The following is a 20,561-nucleotide window of genomic DNA, read 5'->3' as shown; positions in this document are numbered from 1 at the left end:
GTCTTACTAACGACCATAATCAATCGGGCTCGATCAATTCATAAAGTTGAGCCAGAAGCCGATTGAAGTTGTCCACTTTTCTGCTTGAAATCGGCACAGAGGAACTGCCCGCTGATTTCGCCCGTTTAGCCATTCCCCAGTTACTGCAGCTGGTTCAAGCGGAACTGAAGGAGCACCGCCTAGGCCATGGCGCAATCCACTGCACCAGCAGCCCAAGGCGCTTAGCTGTATGGGTTGAGGAACTTGAACTACAAGGACCGGAACGGATTGAGGAGCGCAAGGGACCACCGGCTAATCAAGCCTTTAGCAACGGCGTACCAACAGAAGCGGCCCTTGGCTTTGCCAGGCGTTGCGGTTTAGGCGCCGATGCCCTCGAATTGAGGGAAACAGCAAAGGGGCCTTTCGTTTTTGCAAAAGTTGTTGAACCTGGCAGCTCCAGTGAATTAGTGCTGATTCGTGCAATTCCAMTTTGGATTGCAGCGCTGCAAGGAAAACGATTTATGCGTTGGGGCAGTGGCGACAACCGCTTTTCCAGGCCTGTGCGCTGGTTGGTGGCAATGCTTGATASCCAGATTCTTGATGTGGTTCTAGAGGGATCAGACCCGGTTGTAAAAGCTGGCAACAGGAGCCGGGGCCATCGTTTGTTCAGTCAGGAGGTGCTAATCGAGAAGGCATCTGATTACCAGCAGCAGTTAGCCGCTGCTGGAATTGTTGTTAATCGAGCTGACCGGGCTGCCTTGATAAAAAACGCTGTTAGTGAAGCGGCCAGCTCATTGCAGGCAAGGCCAGATTTGCCTAATGAATTGTTAGAAGAGCTTACTGATTTAGTGGAGGCACCCTTATTGATTAAAGGGTTAGTACCAAACCACTTCTTGAAATTACCGGCAGAACTATTGAGTACGGTAATGCGGAGCCACCAGCGATATATTCCCTTATATTTTAAAGATATAGAGCTGGATCCCTTGGATCTAAACGCAAATAATTATTTATTGCCAACATTTCTTTGCATYAGCAATGCTTTGCAATCCGCCGTAAGCCAAGTGCAACATGGCAATGAAAAGGTATTGAAGGCTCGCTTGGCCGACGCTGAATTTTTTATTAATGCAGATTGTTCAACAACATGTAGTGAACGGCGWAACCAAYTGGCTCGAGTTAGTTTTGCCGATGGCCTTGGCAGCTTGCTCAACCGCACGGAAAGGCTTGAATGGTGCGTAGGGCAACTTACTCAGCTAATCAAGAATATCTCCAAACCCGATGCAGAGCATGCCCAAAGGGCTGCTCATTTTTGTAAAAATGATTTAGTGAGTCAAATTGTAGGTGAATTTCCAGAGCTGCAAGGGTTGATGGGATCAAAATATTTATTTAAAGAAGGTGAATCAAAAAATGTTGCCCTTGCGGTATACGAGCATTATTTACCAAAGGGGGCTGACGACGAGCTACCAAAAACAACAGCAGGTACGATATTAGCTTTAGCAGAAAGATTAGAACTTTTGCTGAGTATCTACGCTAAGGGYGAAAGACCAAGTGGTTCATCGGATCCCTATGGCTTACGCAGGGCCGGCAATGGAATTTTACTATTACTATGGAATAAAGGTTGGTGTTTAGATTTAATCGAGATGCTTAAAATATTTAGCATCAATTGGCAAAAATTATTTCCTGCCCTGGAAATTCAATCGGAATGCCTTGCAAAAGATCTCTCTGAGTTTTTTAAGCAGCGATTGCTAAGTATGCTTGCTGATCAGGGGTGCCCCGTGGATATTGCCCAGGCTGTGGCAGGAGTAAATGTTTCAAATGAACAGCTACTTAGGGATCCTGCTGATGCAAAGATAAGGTCTGAGTTGTTAATAAAAATGCGCAATAATGGAAGCTTGCTTCCGCTGCAACAGGTGGTRCAGAGGGCGGCCAAATTRGCYGTWAAAGCTGAACTGGGCCCCCTTGCCATCAGCCCGAAATCTGTTGTGGATTGCAATTTATTTCAAGCAACTAGTGAGAAAGAGATGTTTATTGTGTTAGAGAAACTAGAGAGGCTGTGCCTAAGGGGACCTGAATTTTACCCAGAGCTTGCAGAAATGTTAACTTCAAGTTCTARTATTTTGGCGGAGTTTTTTGATGGAGACAATAGTGTAATGGTTATGGTTGACAACCTTGAATTGCGCAAAAACAGGTTAAAMATGTTGGCCATTCTTAAAAACCAGTCGAATATATTRGCAGACTTCAGCAGTTTAAATGGTTAGCTTTTTATGCCACCTTTAATTGCTCCAGTGCGGAGCATTTCYGTGGCTTCAAGATCTGTTCGKACGGCGCTGTCAACAGGTAGATAAATGTTTGGGGCTAGGGCGTTACCCCGTAATACAGCGCCGATGGTTAGAAATGTTAGTTTTAATTGTTGCCAGGGATTCATCATAACCACCCTTTTRTATAGATAGCTATCAAAAGTTAGACGCTGTACGTCTTTGTCATCACACATTTCAACAAATGCCTCTCGAGCTGCGTCGTTTCTATAAAATATATTTTGAAGTAATTCTAAAACTTTGTAGGTTGCTCCGTATTTACGATCCCATTTCTTTAAGTACTGTTTTAAATCTTTTTCAGAGGGTATGCGGCTACCAGCAAGGGATGCTTGAACAATTTCCTCAGCGCACATCCTGCCGCTTTTAGCTGCAAAATAAATTCCCTCTCCAGAACTTTTGGTAACGTAACCAGCCGCATCACCCACTAGCGCCATGCGACCCACAACTCTACGGGGCCTTGGATGTTCAGGAATTGGATGGGCTTCAACTTTGATAACTTCACCATTTAAAAGTCTTTTCTTTGCTCTTTCACGGATACCCCGTTGCAAACTTTTAATCAAGCTTTGATTCTGCTGCATAGTTCCTGTACCAACTGCAACATGGTCGTATTTTGGAAATACCCAWGCATAAAAATCTGGTGAAACATCTGTTCCMACATACATTTCAGCCAAATTCTCATAATATTTCATTTCCTCCGCGGGTAATTTAATGCGCTCTTGGAAAGCAATCGCAACATTGTAATCGCCAGCATCCATTGCTTTGGCAACCCGGCTGTTAGCCCCATCKGCACCAATGATTACATCCACCTCAATTGTGCAAGCKGTTCCAGTGGATTCGCCTTCGCTGTAGTCGGAATAGTGGAGTGTGTAGGGCCCCTGACGCTTATCACCTGTATCAATTTTAGTTACYAGTCCATTGATCAGTTGAGCGCCACAACCAGCCGCCCTTTCGCGCAGATAGGCATCCATAACCTCTCTGCGGCACATGCCAATATACTCATCTTTATTATCTAGATTAATATCAACTTCGCGGTTAGATGGTGAAATCATTTTCATATTGCGCACCTTCCGGTCGATAATCGATTCGGGCAGGTCAAACTCCTCCACCATGCATAGGGGGATCGCACCACCGCATGGTTTGGCATTATTMAGCTTGCGCTCAAAGATCCAGGTTTTTATCCCTGCCTTAGCTAACACCTCTGCTGCACAGGAGCCACTGGGGCCGCCACCTACAACTGCAACTCGCACCATTCCTTAAACCCGGCAAGCGGGATTGATGTTCTTAAAAAGCTAACACTGCAGCAACTGGCACCGCTGGCTAAATCTGAGTTSAGCACTACGATCTTTGGGATTTCCTAAGCAAGGCGGAATGCCACGCATCCGAGAGGACGTTCCATTAGCGCGCAGAGTTGGTCGCCGCCCTAAAAGCCGGGAACTGCCCATTGGACCCGTTGTACTTAGTACGGCCCTTGCCCTTGGAACGGGTTTGGCGGTTTTATTTCTTGTGCAGGATCAACTGATKCAACGGTTTTGGGGCCCTCCCCCCGTGGCCGGCATCGATGTAAGGCCTGATCAATTMGGTCGCCTGCTGGGCCATTTCCCCTATCCCCAAGCCTCCASCAGCGAGCTCGTGGAGGTTTCCCCAGGGCTAGCCCTTCATGTTGAAGCTGCTAATGCCTATGARCARATGCGAGCAGCGGCGGCGGCCGATGGCGTTGAACTGCGCTTGATCAGTGGTTACAGATCCGCTGATACGCAAAAACAACTGTTTTTTGATRTTAAATCGGAGCGGAATCAAACCGCTGAGGCCAGGGCGAAGGTGAGTGCTCCACCCGGATATTCAGAGCACAGCACAGGATTTGCCCTAGATCTGGGAGATGCAGAAACACCCCAGGCAAACTTGCAAGAAGATTTCGAAGCTACCCCTGCTTTTTATTGGCTTCAAAGCAATGCCCATCGATTTCAYTTTCAACTCTCCTTTCCAAGGGGAAATCGCCAAGGGGTTAGCTATGAACCATGGCATTGGCGCTTTGAAGGCTCTGCGGAAGCCTTGAGGCGTTTTGAGGCGGCTAAGCAATATGAACGGCGGGGGGTATAGTCGCAACCGCCAAGCCCTGTCGCAAGCTGCGGCTGGTGATCCGTTAGAACCCTTTACCAGATGAGCGCCAGCACCAAGCGCGCCGCGATTCGCAATATTGCGATCATCGCCCACGTTGACCACGGCAAAACCACACTTGTGGACGCGCTCCTGAAGCAGTCCGGAACCTTCCGCGAGGGTGAACTTGTACCAACCTGCGTGCTKGATTCAAACGACCTTGAGCGGGAGAGAGGAATWACAATCCTTTCKAAGAACACAGCTGTTGATTACGACAACACCAGAATCAATATTGTTGATACCCCTGGCCACGCCGACTTCGGTGGCGAAGTTGAGCGGGTTCTTGGAATGGTTGATGGTTGTTTRCTGATCGTAGATGCAAACGAAGGYCCGATGCCGCAAACACGTTTTGTGCTTAAAAAAGCACTTGAAAAAGGTCTGAGGCCCATCGTATTTGTTAATAAGATTGATAGACCAAGGGCTGATCCAGAAATCGCTGTTAGCAAAGTTCTTGATCTCTTTATCGAGCTGGGTGCCGATGATGATCAATGTGATTTCACCTATTTATTTGGTAGCGGACTAGGCGGATTTGCCAAGCCTGATATGAAAACCGAAAGCGAAAATATGGTGCCATTATTTGAAGCAATTCTCCGCCATGTTCCCCCCCCCGTTGGCGATCCGGAAAARCCGCTTCAGTTGCAGGTAACAACCCTGGATTATTCTGATTTTCTTGGCAGAATAATCATTGGTAAAATTCATAATGGCAGCATCAAAAATGGYCAAATAGCAGCTTTATTAAAAGATGACGGCACAACTAAAAAGGCTCGCATTAGCAAATTACTAGGTTTCCAAGGSTTGCAAAGAGTAGAAATACAAGAGGCTTTTGCTGGCGATTTGGTTGCAATTTCCGGCTTTGAYGAAGTAAAYATCGGTGAAACAGTTGCCTGTCCAGACAATCCAGAAGCTCTGCCATTGATCAAGGTGGATGAACCCACCCTGCAAATGACATTCTGCGTAAATGATTCACCATTTGCTGGTAAAGARGGCAAGTTTGTTACCAGTCGCCAGTTGCGAGATCGTCTCCAGAAAGAGCTGCTTACAAATGTGGCCCTAAGGGTTGAAGACACAGACTCTCCCGATCGCTTTTCTGTTTGTGGTAGAGGCGAATTACACCTAGGCATCTTGATTGAAACGATGCGAAGGGAAGGCTACGAATTCCAGGTATCCCAGCCGCAGGTGATATTTAGAACGATTGATGGCAGCCCATGCGAACCTTTTGAAACATTGGTTTTGGATATTCCTGAGGAGTCGGTTGGCAACTGTATTGAAAAACTTGGTGTACGCAAGGGTGAGATGCAAAATATGGAAACTGGCATAGACAACCGCACTCAACTGGAATTTGTTGTTCCTTCAAGGGGTTTAATCGGTTTCCGCGGTGATTTTATTCGTGCTACAAGGGGTGAAGGAATWATGAGTCATTCCTTCCTTGAATACCGCAGAATGCAGGGAGACCTAGATACTCGCCGYAACGGAGTATTGATTTCATTTGARGAGGGTACTGCTACGTTCTATGCATTGAAAAGTGCCGAAGATAGGGGGCAATTCTTTATCACTCCCGGCACTAAGGTTTACAAGGGAATGATTGTTGGTGAAAACAGTCGCCCCCAGGATCTGGAACTAAATATTTGTAAGGCTAAACAATTAACAAACATCAGATCAGCTGGTGCAGAGGAGCTTGACGCCCTACAAGCACCTATCCAGATGACCCTTGAGCGGGCTTTGGAGTACATCGGACCAGACGAAATGCTAGAGGTAACACCGGAATCAATCCGCTTGCGCAAATTACCATCTAAAAAAGGAGCAAAGCGCTAGGCCCTGTGGATCCATTTTTAGATCCACGWTTTTATAGTGGCATTCAWAGCTTTAATTCTGGGAACTTTTACGAAGCCCATGATTTATTTGAGGACCTSTGGCACGAGTGCGATGAGCCAAAGCGACGCTGGATTCATGGCATTGTTCAAATATCTGTAGCAATGCATCACCACTCAACGGGCAATTTAAACGGTTCCCTTCTGCTTTTGGCGGAGGGAATCAGTCGCATGCGCAKGGCCCAAATATCCCCSATTGGTTTTAWGGAAGGCGAGTTTTTAGAGCCCTGCCAGGAAATTCTTAAATTGCTGCAAACAARCCTGAAGGATTCAAACYATTCCCYAGGCATGARACCTGATAAACCACAAGAGATATCSTTCCCGCTAATTTYAATTGAGGTGTAGATCTATGCTCCCAAACCACACGAAAACTGATAAAAAATCACAATATTATAAAGTAATTATTTTCTTTGCCATTGCAATTTTTGGTTTTATTGGAACTGGAAATGACGTTAATTGCGCTCCACTGATAACAGTTGAATCGGATTTGCAGCAAGCCGACAACACAACAGGTGTGGTTACGGCAACTGGTAATGTTAAAGTTACCTATCCAGAAAAAAAACTTATAGCCACATCTCGCCAAGCTCAATACTACACAAAAGAGGGGAGAATTGTTTTRAGCGGCGATGTTGACGTTGTTCAAGAAGGTGGCAATCGCCTCAGGGCTCAACGTGTTGTTTATTTAGTAACATCTGACCGCCTSATTGCTGATCCAGCTGCTGGGGAACAAGTGAAGAGTTGGATACGAATCRATCGCAAACAAGCAAATGCTCCTGCACCATGAGTTTATCACTCCAAAATGTAGCGCTTAGCTTCTCTGGACGACCTGTTGTTAAGGGAGTTTCTGTTGATCTAGMCCCGGGGGAGRTTGTTGGTTTGCTTGGCCCAAATGGTGCCGGTAAAACAACAACTTTTAATCTTGTWACCGGCATGCTGCAACCCRATCAAGGTGATGTATTGCTGGATCAGGTATCAATAAAACATCTATCTATGCCGCAGAGAGCCCGCAAAGGTATTGGATACCTAGCCCAGGAAGCAAGTGTATTTCGYAATTTAAGCGTTCGAGATAACCTCTTGCTTGCCATGCAGCAGAGTGGCGTTCCAGTTGAGGCCCATCGCCAAAGACTTCAAACCTTGATCTCTGATTTTCAACTGGAGCGGTTTTGCACGCGAAAGGGATTTCAATTATCCGGAGGTGAACGCAGGCGCACTGARGTGGCTAGGGCTTTAGCCGTTGGAACTAACGGACCAAGGTTTTTATTGCTTGATGAACCGTTTGCTGGCGTAGATCCATTGGCAGTTCATGATCTTCAGCAACTGATTCTCTCCCTASGTGAACGGGGGGTTGCSATGTTGATCACTGATCATAATGTACGCGAAACATTATCAATTACAGATCGTGCTTATATCCTTGCCGATGGCACAATTCTTGCATCAGGTACTGCCCATGAGGTGGCAAATAACCCCTTGGTTCAGAAGCATTATCTTGGTGAGGACTTTAGATTATGAATAGCTTTTTTACMTTTGTTAATCGCTACTGGCGCCAGGTTCCGTTGATGGATCGTTGGTTGTTATCTGAATTGCTGGGTCCCCTACTGTTTGGTATTGCAGCATTYACAGCSGTTACCCTATCGGTTGGAGTGGTTTTTGAACTTGTTCGTAAGGTTGCTGAATCGGGGTTGTCAGTTGCGATAGCAACTCAAGTTCTATTTTTAAAACTGCCTGGTTTTCTAGTTCTCTCCTTTCCCATGGCCACCTTAATGGCCACACTGCTTGCCTACAGCCGTTTGTCTGGTGGCAGTGAGCTCACAGCTCTGCGCAGCATCGGTGTTTCAACAGTGAGATTTGTTGTTCCAGCAATATTATTGGCTGCTTTAATGAGTGGCCTTACCTTTATGTTTAATGATTTTATTGTCCCCCCAGCCAACAGGGCAGGTTATGTAACCCTCCAWAAGGCCCTTGGCAGAAGCATTGATTCTGAAAAGGGTGAAAATATTATTTACCCTCGCTATGGAAAAGTTATTGGCGGACCAGCTGAGGAGAAAGAACGTTTAGTGCACTTGTTTTACGCTAGGAGWTATTTCAATGGCGCTATGCTTGACGTTACWTTACTAGATTTTTCCAGGCCAAATAGTAGGCAGATGCTTAAGGCAAAGCAGGCTAGGTATGACGAAAAATCGGGCAATTGGGAATTTCTTCAGGGCAGCGTTATAAATATTTCAGAGAATGGTGGAATGAATACCACAGCTGAATTTGATAGTTATTTTTACCCCCTTGGTGAGGGCCCATTAGATCTAGCTGAACTGCCAAGGGATGCAAATAATATGACCGTTGCTCAAGCWCGAGAGGGATTGCGCATCTTGGAGCAGGCCGSAGACCGTAAGGAGGTTCGCAAGTTAAAGGTTCGCATTCAAGAAAAATTTTCTTTYCCTGCCATYTGTTTAGTGTTTGGCTTGATAGGTGCCAGTTTGGGTGCCAGGCCCAATGGCCGCACAAGCCGCAGCCAGGGTTTTGGCATAAGTGTTCTATTGATATTCCTTTACTATCTTCTGGCYTTTGTTTTTAGTTCCTTGGGAGTAAAAGGTACCCTTTCACCAGTTCTGTCTGCTTGGTCGCCTGTGTTTATCGGGCTTATTGGTGGTGGATACCTGCTTAGGCAGGCAAGTCGCTAGGAATCCACCCACCCTTTCCATCCGTGCTGTATTAAACCTGAGGTGTGTTCTTGAATAATCCCTTGCTTGATCCTGTGCTTTTGCTRGGGCTTCTGGCCTTTGGTTCCCTGTTACTAGCTCTGCCCCTTGCCTTCTGGGGCCTCAGCGGTAGCCCTCAGGCCCCTACGGCAAAACTGGTACGGGGCTTRGTGGTGGCTGCAAATCTTCTCTTAACTACCCAGCTTTTGTGGCGATGGCTCGATTCAGGCCATTTCCCCATCAGCAACCTGTATGAATCCCTTTGTTTCCTCGCTTGGGGTTGCACCCTTACGCAGTTATTGGTTGAGCGCAGTTGGCCTTCAGGGCTCGTACCCGCTGCCACCACGCCAATGGCATTGGTTTGTGTTGCTTTTGCAAGTTTTGCCTTACCAGAAACCCTTAAAAATGCTGCTCCACTGGTGCCGGCCCTACGTTCCAGTTGGTTGGTTATGCATGTGAGCGTAATAATGATGAGTTATGCAGCATTATTAGTTGGCTCGCTTTTATCAGTTGCCGTGCTGATAACTGAACCCAGTAAAGTGCTAGAACTACGAAGTAGCTCAATTGGCAGTGGGGGCTATCAAAAAGCACACCTTAATCAAGGTGAATCCATTTCATTRCAAGGCAGCTACTTTGGCCTGGGTGAAAGACTTGATAACCTTAGTTAYCGAACAATTACAGTTGGTTTTCTGCTTTTAACWGTGGGAATCATCAGTGGTGCTGTATGGGCRAATGAAGCATGGGGAAGTTGGTGGAGTTGGGATCCAAAGGAAACCTGGGCTTTGATTTGTTGGCTTGTATATGCGGCTTATCTGCATACCCGTTTAACCCGCGGTTGGCAGGGCCGCAAACCCGCCTGGCTAGCTATGGGAGGTCTTGTWGTAATCACAGTTTGTTATATAGGTGTTAATTTACTTGGCATCGGYTTACATAGTTATGGTTGGTTTTTTGATAGTTAGTTTGCTCTAGTTAGCAGGGCTTGAAAGTCTTTGTTTTTGGCCAGTGCTTCGATAATTTTGTGGCGTTCCCATAGGCCAAGCTGGCGTTCGGGGAAGCCATCAATAAAATCATCAATCACCTTAAGAGGTTTGCCTAAATTAAAGGGACTGATCTCAAGATTAAGCAATCGGAATGAGCCGCTTGGAATATCAATGCTCTTCTTGGATCTCGGGTAGGTTGAAGTTAGTAAATATTTAATATTACTTCGTAAAAAATTCTTTAGAACGATCGCAAYATCTGTATTGGAAAGATGGAACAAGCAATCCCTGCAGAGCCAAATGTCAGCATCGGGTAATTTRTCATTAATTATATCCAAACAAACAAAGTTCCTTTTTTCTGATCCATAAAGSAGCTGATTGCGGCTAACTAGTGATTCAACTATGTCACCACCAACATAGGTTATTTCACCGTTCCATTCAATCATCCTAAACCAGTTGTAATCGCCGCAGGGGGAATCTAGGATGCTAGTAACTTCAAGCTCCTCTACTAATTTTGGAAGCTCGGCCCTMAGGTTTTCCGTGTAGGCCAAGGTTGAACCCGGTCCCGATACGCTTTCACTGTCCCCCCAGAAATTATTATTATAATAATAATTAAATATGTCGCTATTATTMCCTATTAAATCAAGTTTGCGCTTTTCCTCTGAGWATTTAAATTTATYTGGCGGGAATTTTTCGCCAAATAAATTAGAGGTTAAAGAGGTTAATAAATCTATGAATTTTTTGAAAAACATTCTTTGCCAAACTGCCTTTTAAGATCATTATATTATAGCGCGTAGCGTGGTTTAAGCGCCTGGGCGACGACTATTCCTAATGTTGCTGATTGCCTCTGCGTAATTATCTGTATTGAAAACGGCTGAGCCTGCCACCAGGGCATTGGCACCTGCTTCGATTACTTGCCAGGCATTGTTTGCCTTGATGCCACCATCTACTTCAATCCAAGGATCGAGGCCCCTCTCATCGCACATGCGCCTCAGGCTTCGCACTTTATCCACGGCAGATGGGATAAAACTTTGGCCACCAAAACCAGGGTTAACACTCATTAAAAGCACTAAATCACAGAGTTCCAGGCAATATTCAAGRCTGCTTAAAGGAGTGCTGGGATTAAGTACTGCGCCTGCTTTACAACCTAAATCGCGAATTTGGCCAAGGTTGCGGTGGAGATGGGGACAGGCTTCAACTTGTACATAAATGTGGTCAGCGCCTGCCTTTGCAAAATCGGCTACGAATTTTTCTGGTTCAACAATCATCAAATGCACATCCAGTGGCTTGCTGGTTACGGGGCGCAGGGCCTCAACCACCAGGGGACCGATGGTGATGTTTGGCACAAAACGGCCGTCCATCACATCAACGTGGATCCAATCGGCACCGGCTTGATCCACTGCCCTCACATCATCGCCAAGCCTTGAAAAGTCTGCGGAAAGGATCGATGGGGCAATCACAAGGGATTTTTCGGTCATGGGAGGGCCGGTGGTTGCCAAATTGTACGGAGCACCGCGGCGACCAACGCTGATACAGTCAACGGCGCTTTGCTTCCCTCAAAGGAGCCAGCAAACCGTTCTTTGCCCCAGCCCCCTTGGACCGCACCCTTATCCAGGAAATTCTCGAGGTAGTCGAGCAGGCCGCCATCGCCTCCGCCGAACTCACAGGTATGGGCCTGAARAATGAGGCGGATGCCGCTGCTGTTGAGGCCATGCGCAAGCGCATGGGTTTAATCAACATGCAAGGCCGAATCGTTATTGGTGAAGGTGAGCGGGACGAGGCCCCCATGCTCTACATCGGTGAGGAGGTGGGCACTGGCACGGGTCCAGGCGTCGACTTCGCCGTAGACCCWTGCGAGGGCACAAACCTTTGCGCAAACAGCCAGAGGGGATCCATGGCGGTTCTTGCCGCCTCAGACCGTGGCGGTTTGTTTAATGCCCCAGATTTTTATATGAAGAAACTGGCGGCTCCCCCCGCTGCAAAAGGAAAAGTTGATATCCGCAAGTCGGCCACAGAAAACATTGCAATTCTTAGCCAGTGCCTGGGCCTTGCTGCCAGCGAACTGGTAATTGTTGTGATGGATCGTGCCCGCCACAAGGATCTAATCGCTGAAATCAGAACTACCGGAGCAAGGGTGCAACCAATCTCCGATGGCGACGTGCAAGCGGCAATTGCCTGTGGATTTGCTGGCACAGGCACCCATTGCCTTATGGGCATTGGTGCAGCCCCCGAAGGTGTGATTTCAGCTGCTGCCCTAAGGGCCCTTGGAGCTCATTTCCAAGGCCAGCTGGTTTACGACCCCGCCGTGGCTCAAACTAGCGAGTGGGCCGACTACACAAGGGAAGGCAATATTGCTCGCTTAAATGAAATGGGGATAACCGATGTGGATAAGGTTTATGAAGCGGATGAATTAGCTTCAGGGGAGAATGTTGTATTTGCAGGTAGCGGCATCACCGATGGTTTGCTCTTCCATGGGGTTAAATTCGAGAAGGATTGCACCCGCACCAGCAGCTTGATTATCAGTACCTTAGACAACACAGCCCGTTTCACTAACACTGTGCATATCAAGGAWGGAGCTACCAGCATCGCTCTGCATTAAATAACCACTTAAAAAACCTTCAAGAATGGAGCTGGCTTACGCCTCTCCATTCTTGAGTTCCCCCCGTTTGGCCATGCATCTAGCCGTCGTAGGGCTTAGCCACCGCACGGCTCCTGTTGAGATCCGCGAAAGGCTGAGCATTCCAGAGCATTCTTTGGAGGTTTCCCTTAAGGAACTTCGTTCCAGTGATCARGTACTTGAAGCWTCAATCCTCAGTACCTGCAACCGTTTAGAGATCTACAGCCTTTTGAAGCAACCCCAACAGGGGGTTGAGGCAATCCAAGATTTTCTTGCCAGCCACAGTGGCTTACCTGGTTTAGAGCTCAAACCGCACCTATTTGCCCTTCACCACGAGGAGGCAATCCAGCATCTGCTGAGGGTTAGTTCTGGTCTCGATAGCTTGGTTTTAGGAGAGGGACAAATACTCAGCCAAGTAAAAAAAATGTATCGATTGGGTCAGGATCACCAATCGATAGGACCGATTTTAAATCGCCTTTTAAACCAGGCCGTAAGTACTGGGAAAAGGGTTCGCACTGAAACCAACCTCGGTTCAGGTGCTGTTTCGATCAGTTCAGCAGCGGTTGAGTTGGCTCAATTGAAGGTTGGGCAAGAGCAGGGTTTAGATGAATTGGTATCTCTGAACAGCGAGCAGATCGCTGTGGTGGGTGCAGGTCGCATGGCCCGCCTGTTGATTCAGCATCTCCAAGCCAAGGGGGCTAGGGAGCTGGTTTTGGTAAATCGAACCGTTGCAAAGGCGGAGCTGCTTGCGGCTGATTTCCCCGAGCTGCCGATCAACTGCGTGGGGCTAGATCAACTCAACAACAAATTGATTAGCAGCTCCCTGCTGTTYACGAGCACAGGCGCCGATGAACCGCTGATCAACTGTCAGCGGCTAAATGGGCTGATGCGCACTCAGCGTTTGATGTTGATCGACATAGGCGTTCCCCGAAATATCAGCTCGGATGCAAGCCTGAGCCGCAATGTGCAGTGTTTCGACGTAGACGATCTCCAAGAGGTGGTAGATCGCAATCAAGCAGCACGCCGTGAGCTCGCCCTTCAGGCAGAGGTGCTGCTTGAGGAAGATCAGCGGGCTTTTCTTGAGTGGTGGGATGGCCTGGAGGCTGTTCCCACCATCAATCGCTTGCGTAGGCACCTGGAGGACCTGCGCCAGCAGGAACTTCTCAAGGCCTTAAGTCGGATGGGAGCCGATCTATCCGATCGGGAGCGCAAGGTGATCGAGGCCCTAACCAAAGGAATCATCAACAARGTGCTGCACGGCCCCACAACGGCCCTTCGAGCCCCGCAGCCCCGGGCAGCAAGGCTTCAGGCCATGGAAGCCCTAGAGAAGCTATTCGGCCCCTTTGCGGCCCCTGGTGACGGGGAATCAAGCGGCAASTAGCCGMTTTTTTGAATCGGGCATTTACGGATCGAAAACAGATCACAAATTAAACTTGCTTCTCGCGAATTCCTTGCCGGAATGGGGGTGCTTCCACCAGAGTGGCGCCGCTGCAGGGGTTAGATGAAAAGAGTTCTCGCGATCATTCTTGGAGGCGGAGCCGGCACCAGGCTTTTCCCCCTCACCAAAATGCGGGCCAAACCCGCAGTACCCCTGGCTGGCAAATATCGATTAATCGATATCCCAGTTAGTAATTGCATTAATAGTGGGATTACACAGATTTATGTGTTAACCCAGTTCAATAGCGCTTCATTGAACAGGCACATATCTCAAACATACAATTTATCCACTGGCTTTGGCCAAGGTTTTGTTGAGGTTCTAGCAGCTCAACAAACACCAGATAGCCCAAGTTGGTTTGAAGGTACGGCGGATGCAGTGCGCAAATACGAATGGTTATTTCAGGAATGGGATGTTGATGAAGTTGTGATCCTTTCAGGTGATCAACTTTATAGAATGGATTATCAGTTATTTGTTGARGAGCACCGTCGCAGCGGCGCCGATCTCACTGTTGCTGCCCTACCAGTTGATAGCGAGCAGGCAGAGGGTTTTGGCCTAATGCATGCTGATGCCGATGGCTGGATTACTAAATTTAGAGAAAAGCCGAAGGGCGAAGCTCTCACTGAGATGAGGGTGGACACAGGTGGCATGGGCCTCAGTGCAGAGGATGCCGCCAAAAGGCCATACCTGGCATCAATGGGTATCTATGTTTTCAAGCGAGATGTGCTTTTTAAGCTCTTAGCTGAAAATCCTGAGGCCACCGATTTTGGTAAGGAGATTATCCCCACAGCACTACAAGACGGCAAGAAATTACGCTCCTACTTCTTTGATGATTATTGGGAGGATATCGGAACTATCCGGGCATTTTATGAAGCAAACCTGGCCCTAACAGCCCAACCCCATCCACCTTTCTCATTTTATGACAAGCAATTTCCTATCTATACAAGGCACCGCTACCTACCACCATCAAAATTGCAGGATGCCCAGGTAACTGAATCAATCATTGGTGAGGGTTCATTACTTAAAGCCTGCAGCATTCACCGCTGTGTTCTTGGTGTTAGATCCCGAATTGAAAATGAAGTGGTGCTGCAAGACACCCTCGTTATGGGTTCTGATTATTTTGAATCGGGAGAAGAGAGGGAACTACTGCTTGAACGTGGMGGCATCCCCATGGGTGTTGGCAGGGGCACCACGGTGCGACGGGCAATCCTCGATAAAAATGTGCGCATCGGCGCCAACGTAACCATCGTCAACAAAGATCACGTGGAGGAAGCCGATCGCCCTGAACACGGCTTCTACATCCGCAACGGCATTGTTGTTGTGGTGAAAAATGCCTCCATAGCCGACGGTATGACGATCTGATTCAAGGAGCTAAAGCTTTGGGATCCGAACAGATCCAGGTTCTTAGCAGGCCCTTAAGCCAGTTGTTGCCACACTGCAATCGACTGGTTTTCTGGTTTAACCATGGGCAAAGGGCATTTTGGACTTATCGGCCTTGGCGTTATGGGCGAGAACCTCGTTCTGAACGCTGAACGCAACGGCTTCTCAAGTGTTGTTTACAACCGAACGGCTCAAAAAACCGATGAGTTCCTTGCCGGCCGAGGCGCTGGTAAGCAAATAAGTGGTGCCTACTCCCTTCAGGAGTTTGTAGACAAGCTGGAGCGCCCCCGCCGCATCTTGATGATGATCAAGGCGGGTCAACCTATCGACGACACCATCGCCAGCATTTCKCCCTACCTCGAGGAGGGCGACCTGCTTATCGATGGTGGTAACTCCCTTTACACCGACACTGAAAGGCGAGTAGCAGAGCTGGAAAGCAAAAGTTTCGGCTACATCGGCATGGGTGTTTCCGGAGGCGCCAAGGGTGCATTGGAAGGTCCGAGCATGATGCCCGGTGGCACAAAGGCCTCCTACGACGCCATCGAAAGCCTCGTAACCAAGATGGCTGCCCAAGTAGAAGACGGCCCCTGCGTTACTTACATCGGCCCTGGCGGTTCGGGCCACTTCGTTAAAACAGTGCATAACGGCATCGAATACGGCATTGAGCAAATACTTGCTGAGGCCTACGACTTAATGAAGCGTGTTGCCGGCATGGGTGGCACAGAAATGGCGGATGTGCTCGGCAAATGGAATAGCAGTGAAGAACTTTCCTCYTATTTGGTTGAAATTACCGAGGTTTGTTTACGCACAAAGGATCCTGAGGACGGCAGCGACCTTGTGGAAAAAATCATGGACCAAGCCGGCCAAAAGGGCACTGGTCTATGGACCGTTGTTAGTGCCCTTCAGATGGGGGCTCCCGTTCCAACGATTTACGCATCCTTAAATGCGCGCGTAATGAGTTCACTTAAACCCCAGCGGGTTGCAGCTGAAGCCARCCTCAAGGGGCCAGCGATCAAAGCTTTCCCCATGGGTACCCCTGAAGATGGCATGGCACCTCTTATGGATGCTGTTGTGYTGGCTTCCATGGCCAGCTATGCCCAGGGCATGGAACTTATGCGTATCGCTTCAGAGGAGCACAACTACAAMTTGCATATGCCTTCAATTGCACAGATTTGGAAGGGGGGGTGCATCATCAGAGCCCGTTTGCTTAAGCGCATCCAAGACGCMTTTAACAAAGATCCGCAACTTTGCAATTTGCTTGTTGATCCTTGGTTTGCAGAGCAGGTAAACCGCCGTTTACCTGGCCTTGCCCAGGTGGTTGCAGGGGCAGCAGAGGCGGGAATCCCAGTGCCTTGCTTTAGTAGCACCCTCGACTACATCAATAGTTATCGCAGCCCCCGCCTGCCCCAGAACCTGGTGCAAGCAATGCGTGATTGCTTTGGCTCCCATACCTATCAAAGGGTTGACAAAGAAGGGGYCTTCCACACTGAGTGGCTTTAGTGGCAAGTTATCAACTAATTGAGGTTGCAGATCGCSCCGAATTAGCAGCGCGGGCCGCGGAGCAAATTGCCCAAACGATTGAGGGCGCTCTTGCGCWTCGCGATCGGGCACAGATTGCCTTGTCTGGTGGCACCACTCCAGAAGCGGCCTATCGGAATTTGGCCGAATACAACCTTCCTTGGCAGAGRATCGACTTCTTCCTTGGCGATGAACGTTGGGTTCCGGCCAAYGACCCCCTCAGCAATGCCCGCATGGTGCGTGCAAGCTTGCTGGGCAATGCCAAAAGCGCCTTTGCTTGTTTCCATCCAGTACCAACGGATTCCCCAACCCTTGAAAAAGGAGTTGAGGCCTATGAACGCAGCCTTGAGCAGATCTGCCAAAGCAGTCCACCGGTTCTTGATCTGGTGCTTTTGGGCCTTGGCGATGATGGCCACACGGCATCTCTATTCCCTGGCACGGCCGCCACTCAGGTTCGTGATCGCTGGGTAACCGTTGGAGAAGGCAAAGGAATTCCAAGGATTACCTTCACGGTGCCGGTGCTTTGCGCCGCCCGTKCAGTGTTGTTCCTSGTGGCAGGTACCAGCAAACAAGAAGCGCTCAAACGCTTAYTTGATCCAGCTGAAAACCCTGGCCGAACCCCAGCCAAGTTGGTGCAAACSAATKCAGATATGCTCGTATTTGCGGATACCGAAGCATGTGCAGGGCTTGGTTGAACTGGTGATATTGCTRATAGCCGCAGGCGATGGATTTASTGGTTGGGCAAGCCTCAACGACACAGTTATGGGCGGCCGCAGCAGTGGTGCTTGCAGCGTTGGCAATGATGGTTTGCTTATGCAAGCCGARGTGGTAGCTGAAGGCGGTGGCTTTGTTAGTTGCCGCTCCCCCCGCTGGARCCCGCCSCTCGATTTATCGGCAGCAGGGGCGATTGAGCTTGTGCTTCAGGGGGATGGGCGCCGATAYAAATTYGCCGTTGCCAGTTCTGATYTGGCCGGAAAATTGGCAGATCTTGTACCTGGAGGATTGCGCTGGGTTCGCGACTTTGATACCCAACCAACTGGCACTACAACTGTTCGAATACCTTTTGCCGATTTGCTACCAACGCTGCGGGCAAATCCCGTTTCAATACCGCTTCGATTTGATCCCAGCCGCGTTGTTCAAATGCAAATACTGCACTCGCGTTTTGCAGAAGATGGTTCAGAAAATATTGGCTTTCGACCAGGGCCATTGAGGCTTTTAGTTCAGAAGCTAGAAGCTGTTCCTTAATGGCAAMAACTTGGCTACCGGCTGAGGGGCAATTGCTGGAGCAGGCGGAACTGCTGCAGAGCATATGTAAGTGTGCCGACCRCTCAAAACCTGAATTAAGGCATGCAGCAATTTTGCTTGAAGCTGCTGTTGATAGTTGGGTTGTGCGCCTTGAAGCGCGGGATTGCGCTGGTTTAAGGCGAGAACRAGATGATCTCGAACTTGAAATATACGGTTCAGCSCAAGACCCATCACTGCAAATTGGCTGGCTGCAGCAACAAAATCAACCCCTCCTRTGGCTCGGTCGCCATCCAGTATGGATGGATCCAAATACGGGCCTTCGCCAGGAGAGACCGGCGGCAGGCATGGATTTGGAAACCATGGCTAGACGCTTGCGCAGCCTCCTAATTCAGGGTTGATCAGTAACAGCACCCTTGCTGCTGCAACTTACCTGCCGGGCGTACTTTCCTAAAACACCAGTGCTATAGGGGGGCTTTGGGGCGCGCCAAGCTGCCCTGCGTTGATCTAATTCTGCATCGTTTACGTTCAACTGAACCAATAATTTGTGGGCATCAACWGTGATGCTGTCRCCTTCTTGTACCAAAGCAATCGTGCCACCCACGGCTGCTTCCGGTGCCACATGGCCAACCACCATTCCATAGGTTCCACCTGAGAAACGGCCATCGGTAATCAGCGCAACCTGATCACCCAAGCCCTGGCCAATAATTGCGGAGGTAGGCGAAAGCATCTCACGCATGCCAGGTCCGCCTACGGGTCCCTCATAACGAATGATCAGAACATCACCGGSAAGTATTGAGCCAGAAAGAATTGCCGCCAGGCAATCCTCCTCACATTCAAAAACACGGGCAGGTCCGGTGAGGCAGGGATTCTTTACGCCTGAAATTTTTGCAACACTGCCTTCRCTAGCTARGTTTCCTTTTAAAACTGCTAAGTGGCCCTTTGCATATAGTGGATTTGATAAAGGTCTAATTACATCTTGATTTGTTGCTGGTAGCGCTGGGATATCAGCCAGAACATCATTCAATGTTTTACCTTCAATGGTGCGGCATTCACCGTGTAATAACCCCGCATCCAATAACAACTTCATCACTTGGGGTATGCCTCCAGCCGCATGAAGGTCGGTGGTAACAAAACGGCCRCTCGGCTTTAGATCACAAATAACAGGGACCCTTTGACGGATGCTTTCAAAGTCATCAATGCAAAGGGGAACTCCGGCAGTGCGCGCAATAGCCAATAAATGTAAAACCGCATTTGTTGATCCACCAATGGCCATAATCACGCTGATGGCATTTTCAAATGCCTCGCGGGTAAGTAGATCTCTAGGACGTATATTCTGCTCAATAGCTGCAACTAATACCTCGGCTGAACGGGCGGCACTATCWGCCTTTTCCTGGTCCTCAGCCGCCATGGTGGAACTTCCAGGCAAGCTCAAGCCCATCGCTTCTATGGCAGAACTCATYGTGTTCGCAGTGAACATTCCGCCGCAACTACCTGCTCCAGGACAGGCATTTTTTTCAACAGCAAGCAGCTGAGCCTCATCAATTTTAGCTGCTGTGAATTGACCAACAGCCTCAAAAGCACTTACTACTGTTAGATCGCAGCCTCCAAGTTTGCCTGGTTTAATAGTTCCGCCATAGATAAATATTGCAGGTATATTCATTCTTGCCATGGCAATCATGGCGCCAGGCATGTTTTTATCGCAACCACCAACGGCAATAACACCATCCATYGATTGGCCATTGCATGCTGTTTCAATTGCATCAGCTATMACCTCCCTTGAAACCAGGGAATATTTCATTCCCTCGGTTCCCATCGAAATACCATCACTCACKGTGATGGTGCCAAACATCTGMGGCATAGCCCCAGCCAAGAAGGCAGACTGCTCCGCACGTTTAGCTAGATCATTCAAGCCGATATTGCACGGCGTAATCGTGCTGTAGCCATTTGCAATACCAACAATTGGCTTATTGAAATCTGCATCCCCAAATCCAACCGCCCTAAGCATTGCCCGGTTTGGGCTTCGTTGTATGCCTTGGGTGACAGCAGCGGAGCGGAGTTTTTCCATGGCAGCGGTGGGAGCTCTAAACAGATCCTCTCAGTTCCCAGGTTCGGGGCTGAGATCCTCAAGTTGGCGGCGCACCTCATCGATGGCGATGTTCAGTCTTTGAACCCTCTCCTCAAGGCTCTCAGGCACTGCTGAAACCGAAGCAGCGCCAGGCGCAAGGCTGTTTAATTTGCTCAAACGCCTCATTTGATCGCCAAGGGCCTGCCTGCGATCAGCCCTGGAGAGCAACCACCAGGTGAGGCCAGCCGCCCCTAGGGCTGCACCCGTAACAGCGCTAAGAAAAAGTGAGCCTGAACTGCTGGGCTGGTCGGCCATAAAAGG

Annotated in this window: 20 protein-coding genes; 15 read left to right on the top strand and 5 right to left on the bottom strand. The window is 48.8% G+C overall.

What is annotated here, in order from left to right; all coding sequences use genetic code 11:
• The first annotated feature begins 68 nt into the window (after nucleotides 1-68).
• On the top strand, nucleotides 69-2,234 hold the full coding sequence (gene glyS / locus C7K08_RS04055) for a glycine--tRNA ligase subunit beta (RefSeq protein WP_106499369.1): 2,166 nt from the start codon (nucleotides 69-71) through the stop codon (nucleotides 2,232-2,234).
• Here glyS and chlP read toward each other — a convergent pair.
• Nucleotides 2,231-3,541 carry a geranylgeranyl reductase gene (gene chlP, locus C7K08_RS04050; protein WP_106499368.1) on the bottom strand — a complete coding sequence of 437 codons (1,311 nt, stop codon included), beginning with the start codon at nucleotides 3,539-3,541 and terminating at the stop codon, nucleotides 2,231-2,233. The genes glyS and chlP overlap by 4 nt on opposite strands.
• Nucleotides 3,542-3,659: 118 nt before the next feature.
• Between chlP and C7K08_RS04045 the strand changes: the two genes are divergently transcribed.
• Genes C7K08_RS04045 through ccsB form a run of 7 tightly spaced genes read left to right on the top strand, consistent with a single transcriptional unit; the run spans nucleotide 3,660 to nucleotide 9,962 of the window.
• Nucleotides 3,660-4,388: a M15 family metallopeptidase gene (locus C7K08_RS04045; RefSeq protein ID WP_106499367.1), complete on the top strand. Its 729-nt coding sequence runs from the start codon at nucleotides 3,660-3,662 to the stop codon at nucleotides 4,386-4,388.
• A 60-nt stretch (nucleotides 4,389-4,448) separates the two neighbouring features.
• Nucleotides 4,449-6,257 (top strand): translational GTPase TypA, encoded by a 1,809-nt coding sequence (gene typA, locus C7K08_RS04040; RefSeq protein ID WP_106499366.1) that lies wholly within the window; start codon nucleotides 4,449-4,451, stop codon nucleotides 6,255-6,257.
• A 5-nt stretch (nucleotides 6,258-6,262) separates the two neighbouring features.
• Nucleotides 6,263-6,658, top strand: coding sequence for a DUF309 domain-containing protein (locus tag C7K08_RS16800; protein ID WP_106499365.1), 396 nt, complete (start codon nucleotides 6,263-6,265; stop codon nucleotides 6,656-6,658).
• A 4-nt stretch (nucleotides 6,659-6,662) separates the two neighbouring features.
• Nucleotides 6,663-7,097, top strand: a complete 435-nt coding sequence (locus C7K08_RS04030; RefSeq protein ID WP_193464807.1) for a hypothetical protein — start codon at nucleotides 6,663-6,665, stop codon at nucleotides 7,095-7,097.
• Complete coding sequence (gene lptB, locus C7K08_RS04025; RefSeq protein ID WP_106499364.1) at nucleotides 7,094-7,822, top strand: LPS export ABC transporter ATP-binding protein; 729 nt, start codon at nucleotides 7,094-7,096, stop codon at nucleotides 7,820-7,822. Before C7K08_RS04030 ends, lptB begins: the two co-directional genes overlap by 4 nt.
• Complete coding sequence (locus tag C7K08_RS04020; protein WP_106499363.1) at nucleotides 7,819-8,985, top strand: LptF/LptG family permease; 1,167 nt, start codon at nucleotides 7,819-7,821, stop codon at nucleotides 8,983-8,985. The genes lptB and C7K08_RS04020 overlap by 4 nt, the downstream gene beginning before the upstream one ends.
• A gap of 50 nt (nucleotides 8,986-9,035) precedes the next feature.
• Nucleotides 9,036-9,962, top strand: a complete 927-nt coding sequence (gene ccsB / locus C7K08_RS04015; RefSeq protein WP_241537020.1) for a c-type cytochrome biogenesis protein CcsB — start codon at nucleotides 9,036-9,038, stop codon at nucleotides 9,960-9,962.
• Here ccsB and C7K08_RS04010 read toward each other — a convergent pair.
• Together C7K08_RS04010 and rpe are read right to left on the bottom strand one after the other, a co-directional pair.
• Nucleotides 9,959-10,531, bottom strand: a complete 573-nt coding sequence (locus tag C7K08_RS04010) for a class I SAM-dependent methyltransferase (protein ID WP_133165152.1) — start codon at nucleotides 10,529-10,531, stop codon at nucleotides 9,959-9,961. The genes ccsB and C7K08_RS04010 overlap by 4 nt on opposite strands.
• A 252-nt stretch (nucleotides 10,532-10,783) precedes the next feature.
• Nucleotides 10,784-11,458, bottom strand: a complete 675-nt coding sequence (gene rpe, locus C7K08_RS04005) for a ribulose-phosphate 3-epimerase (protein ID WP_106499361.1) — start codon at nucleotides 11,456-11,458, stop codon at nucleotides 10,784-10,786.
• Nucleotides 11,459-11,574: 116 nt separating this feature from the next.
• On the opposite strand from rpe, the gene glpX reads away from it, so the two are divergent.
• The 7 genes from glpX (at nucleotide 11,575) to C7K08_RS03970 (ending at nucleotide 18,573) form a co-directional block, all read left to right on the top strand.
• Nucleotides 11,575-12,579, top strand: a complete 1,005-nt coding sequence (gene glpX, locus C7K08_RS04000; protein WP_106499360.1) for a class II fructose-bisphosphatase — start codon at nucleotides 11,575-11,577, stop codon at nucleotides 12,577-12,579.
• 73 nt (nucleotides 12,580-12,652) lie between these two features.
• Nucleotides 12,653-13,978, top strand: a complete 1,326-nt coding sequence (locus C7K08_RS03995) for a glutamyl-tRNA reductase (protein ID WP_106499378.1) — start codon at nucleotides 12,653-12,655, stop codon at nucleotides 13,976-13,978.
• A 120-nt stretch (nucleotides 13,979-14,098) separates the two neighbouring features.
• Entirely contained in the window at nucleotides 14,099-15,394 is a 1,296-nt protein-coding gene (locus C7K08_RS03990) for a glucose-1-phosphate adenylyltransferase (protein WP_106499359.1), read from the top strand.
• Between the two features lie 102 nt (nucleotides 15,395-15,496).
• The gene (gndA, locus tag C7K08_RS03985) at nucleotides 15,497-16,912 is read left to right on the top strand and encodes an NADP-dependent phosphogluconate dehydrogenase (RefSeq protein ID WP_106499358.1); all 1,416 of its coding nucleotides are present in this window, start codon (nucleotides 15,497-15,499) and stop codon (nucleotides 16,910-16,912) included.
• Entirely contained in the window at nucleotides 16,912-17,625 is a 714-nt protein-coding gene (gene pgl / locus C7K08_RS03980) for a 6-phosphogluconolactonase (protein ID WP_106499376.1), read from the top strand. The genes gndA and pgl overlap by 1 nt, the downstream gene beginning before the upstream one ends.
• 67 nt (nucleotides 17,626-17,692) lie before the next feature.
• Nucleotides 17,693-18,175, top strand: a complete 483-nt coding sequence (locus C7K08_RS03975) for a CIA30 family protein (RefSeq protein WP_241537024.1) — start codon at nucleotides 17,693-17,695, stop codon at nucleotides 18,173-18,175.
• Nucleotides 18,175-18,573, top strand: coding sequence for a hypothetical protein (locus tag C7K08_RS03970; protein ID WP_106499357.1), 399 nt, complete (start codon nucleotides 18,175-18,177; stop codon nucleotides 18,571-18,573). Before C7K08_RS03975 ends, C7K08_RS03970 begins: the two co-directional genes overlap by 1 nt.
• On the opposite strand, the gene ilvD is transcribed toward C7K08_RS03970, so the two are convergent.
• Both ilvD and C7K08_RS03960 read right to left on the bottom strand, forming a co-directional pair.
• A complete protein-coding gene (ilvD, locus tag C7K08_RS03965; protein ID WP_106499356.1) occupies nucleotides 18,564-20,240 on the bottom strand; it encodes a dihydroxy-acid dehydratase in 1,677 nt (558 codons plus the stop codon). The genes C7K08_RS03970 and ilvD overlap by 10 nt on opposite strands.
• 30 nt (nucleotides 20,241-20,270) lie before the next feature.
• The gene (locus C7K08_RS03960; protein ID WP_106499355.1) at nucleotides 20,271-20,555 is read right to left on the bottom strand and encodes a hypothetical protein; all 285 of its coding nucleotides are present in this window, start codon (nucleotides 20,553-20,555) and stop codon (nucleotides 20,271-20,273) included.
• Nucleotides 20,556-20,561 lie beyond the last annotated feature (6 nt).

The sequence above is a fragment of the Synechococcus lacustris str. Tous genome (genome assembly GCF_003011125.1).
Taxonomy (GTDB): domain Bacteria; phylum Cyanobacteriota; class Cyanobacteriia; order PCC-6307; family Cyanobiaceae; genus Synechococcus_D; species Synechococcus_D lacustris.
Note: the sequence above shows the minus strand (reverse complement) of the source record. Positions and strands in the feature narration are given on the sequence as shown.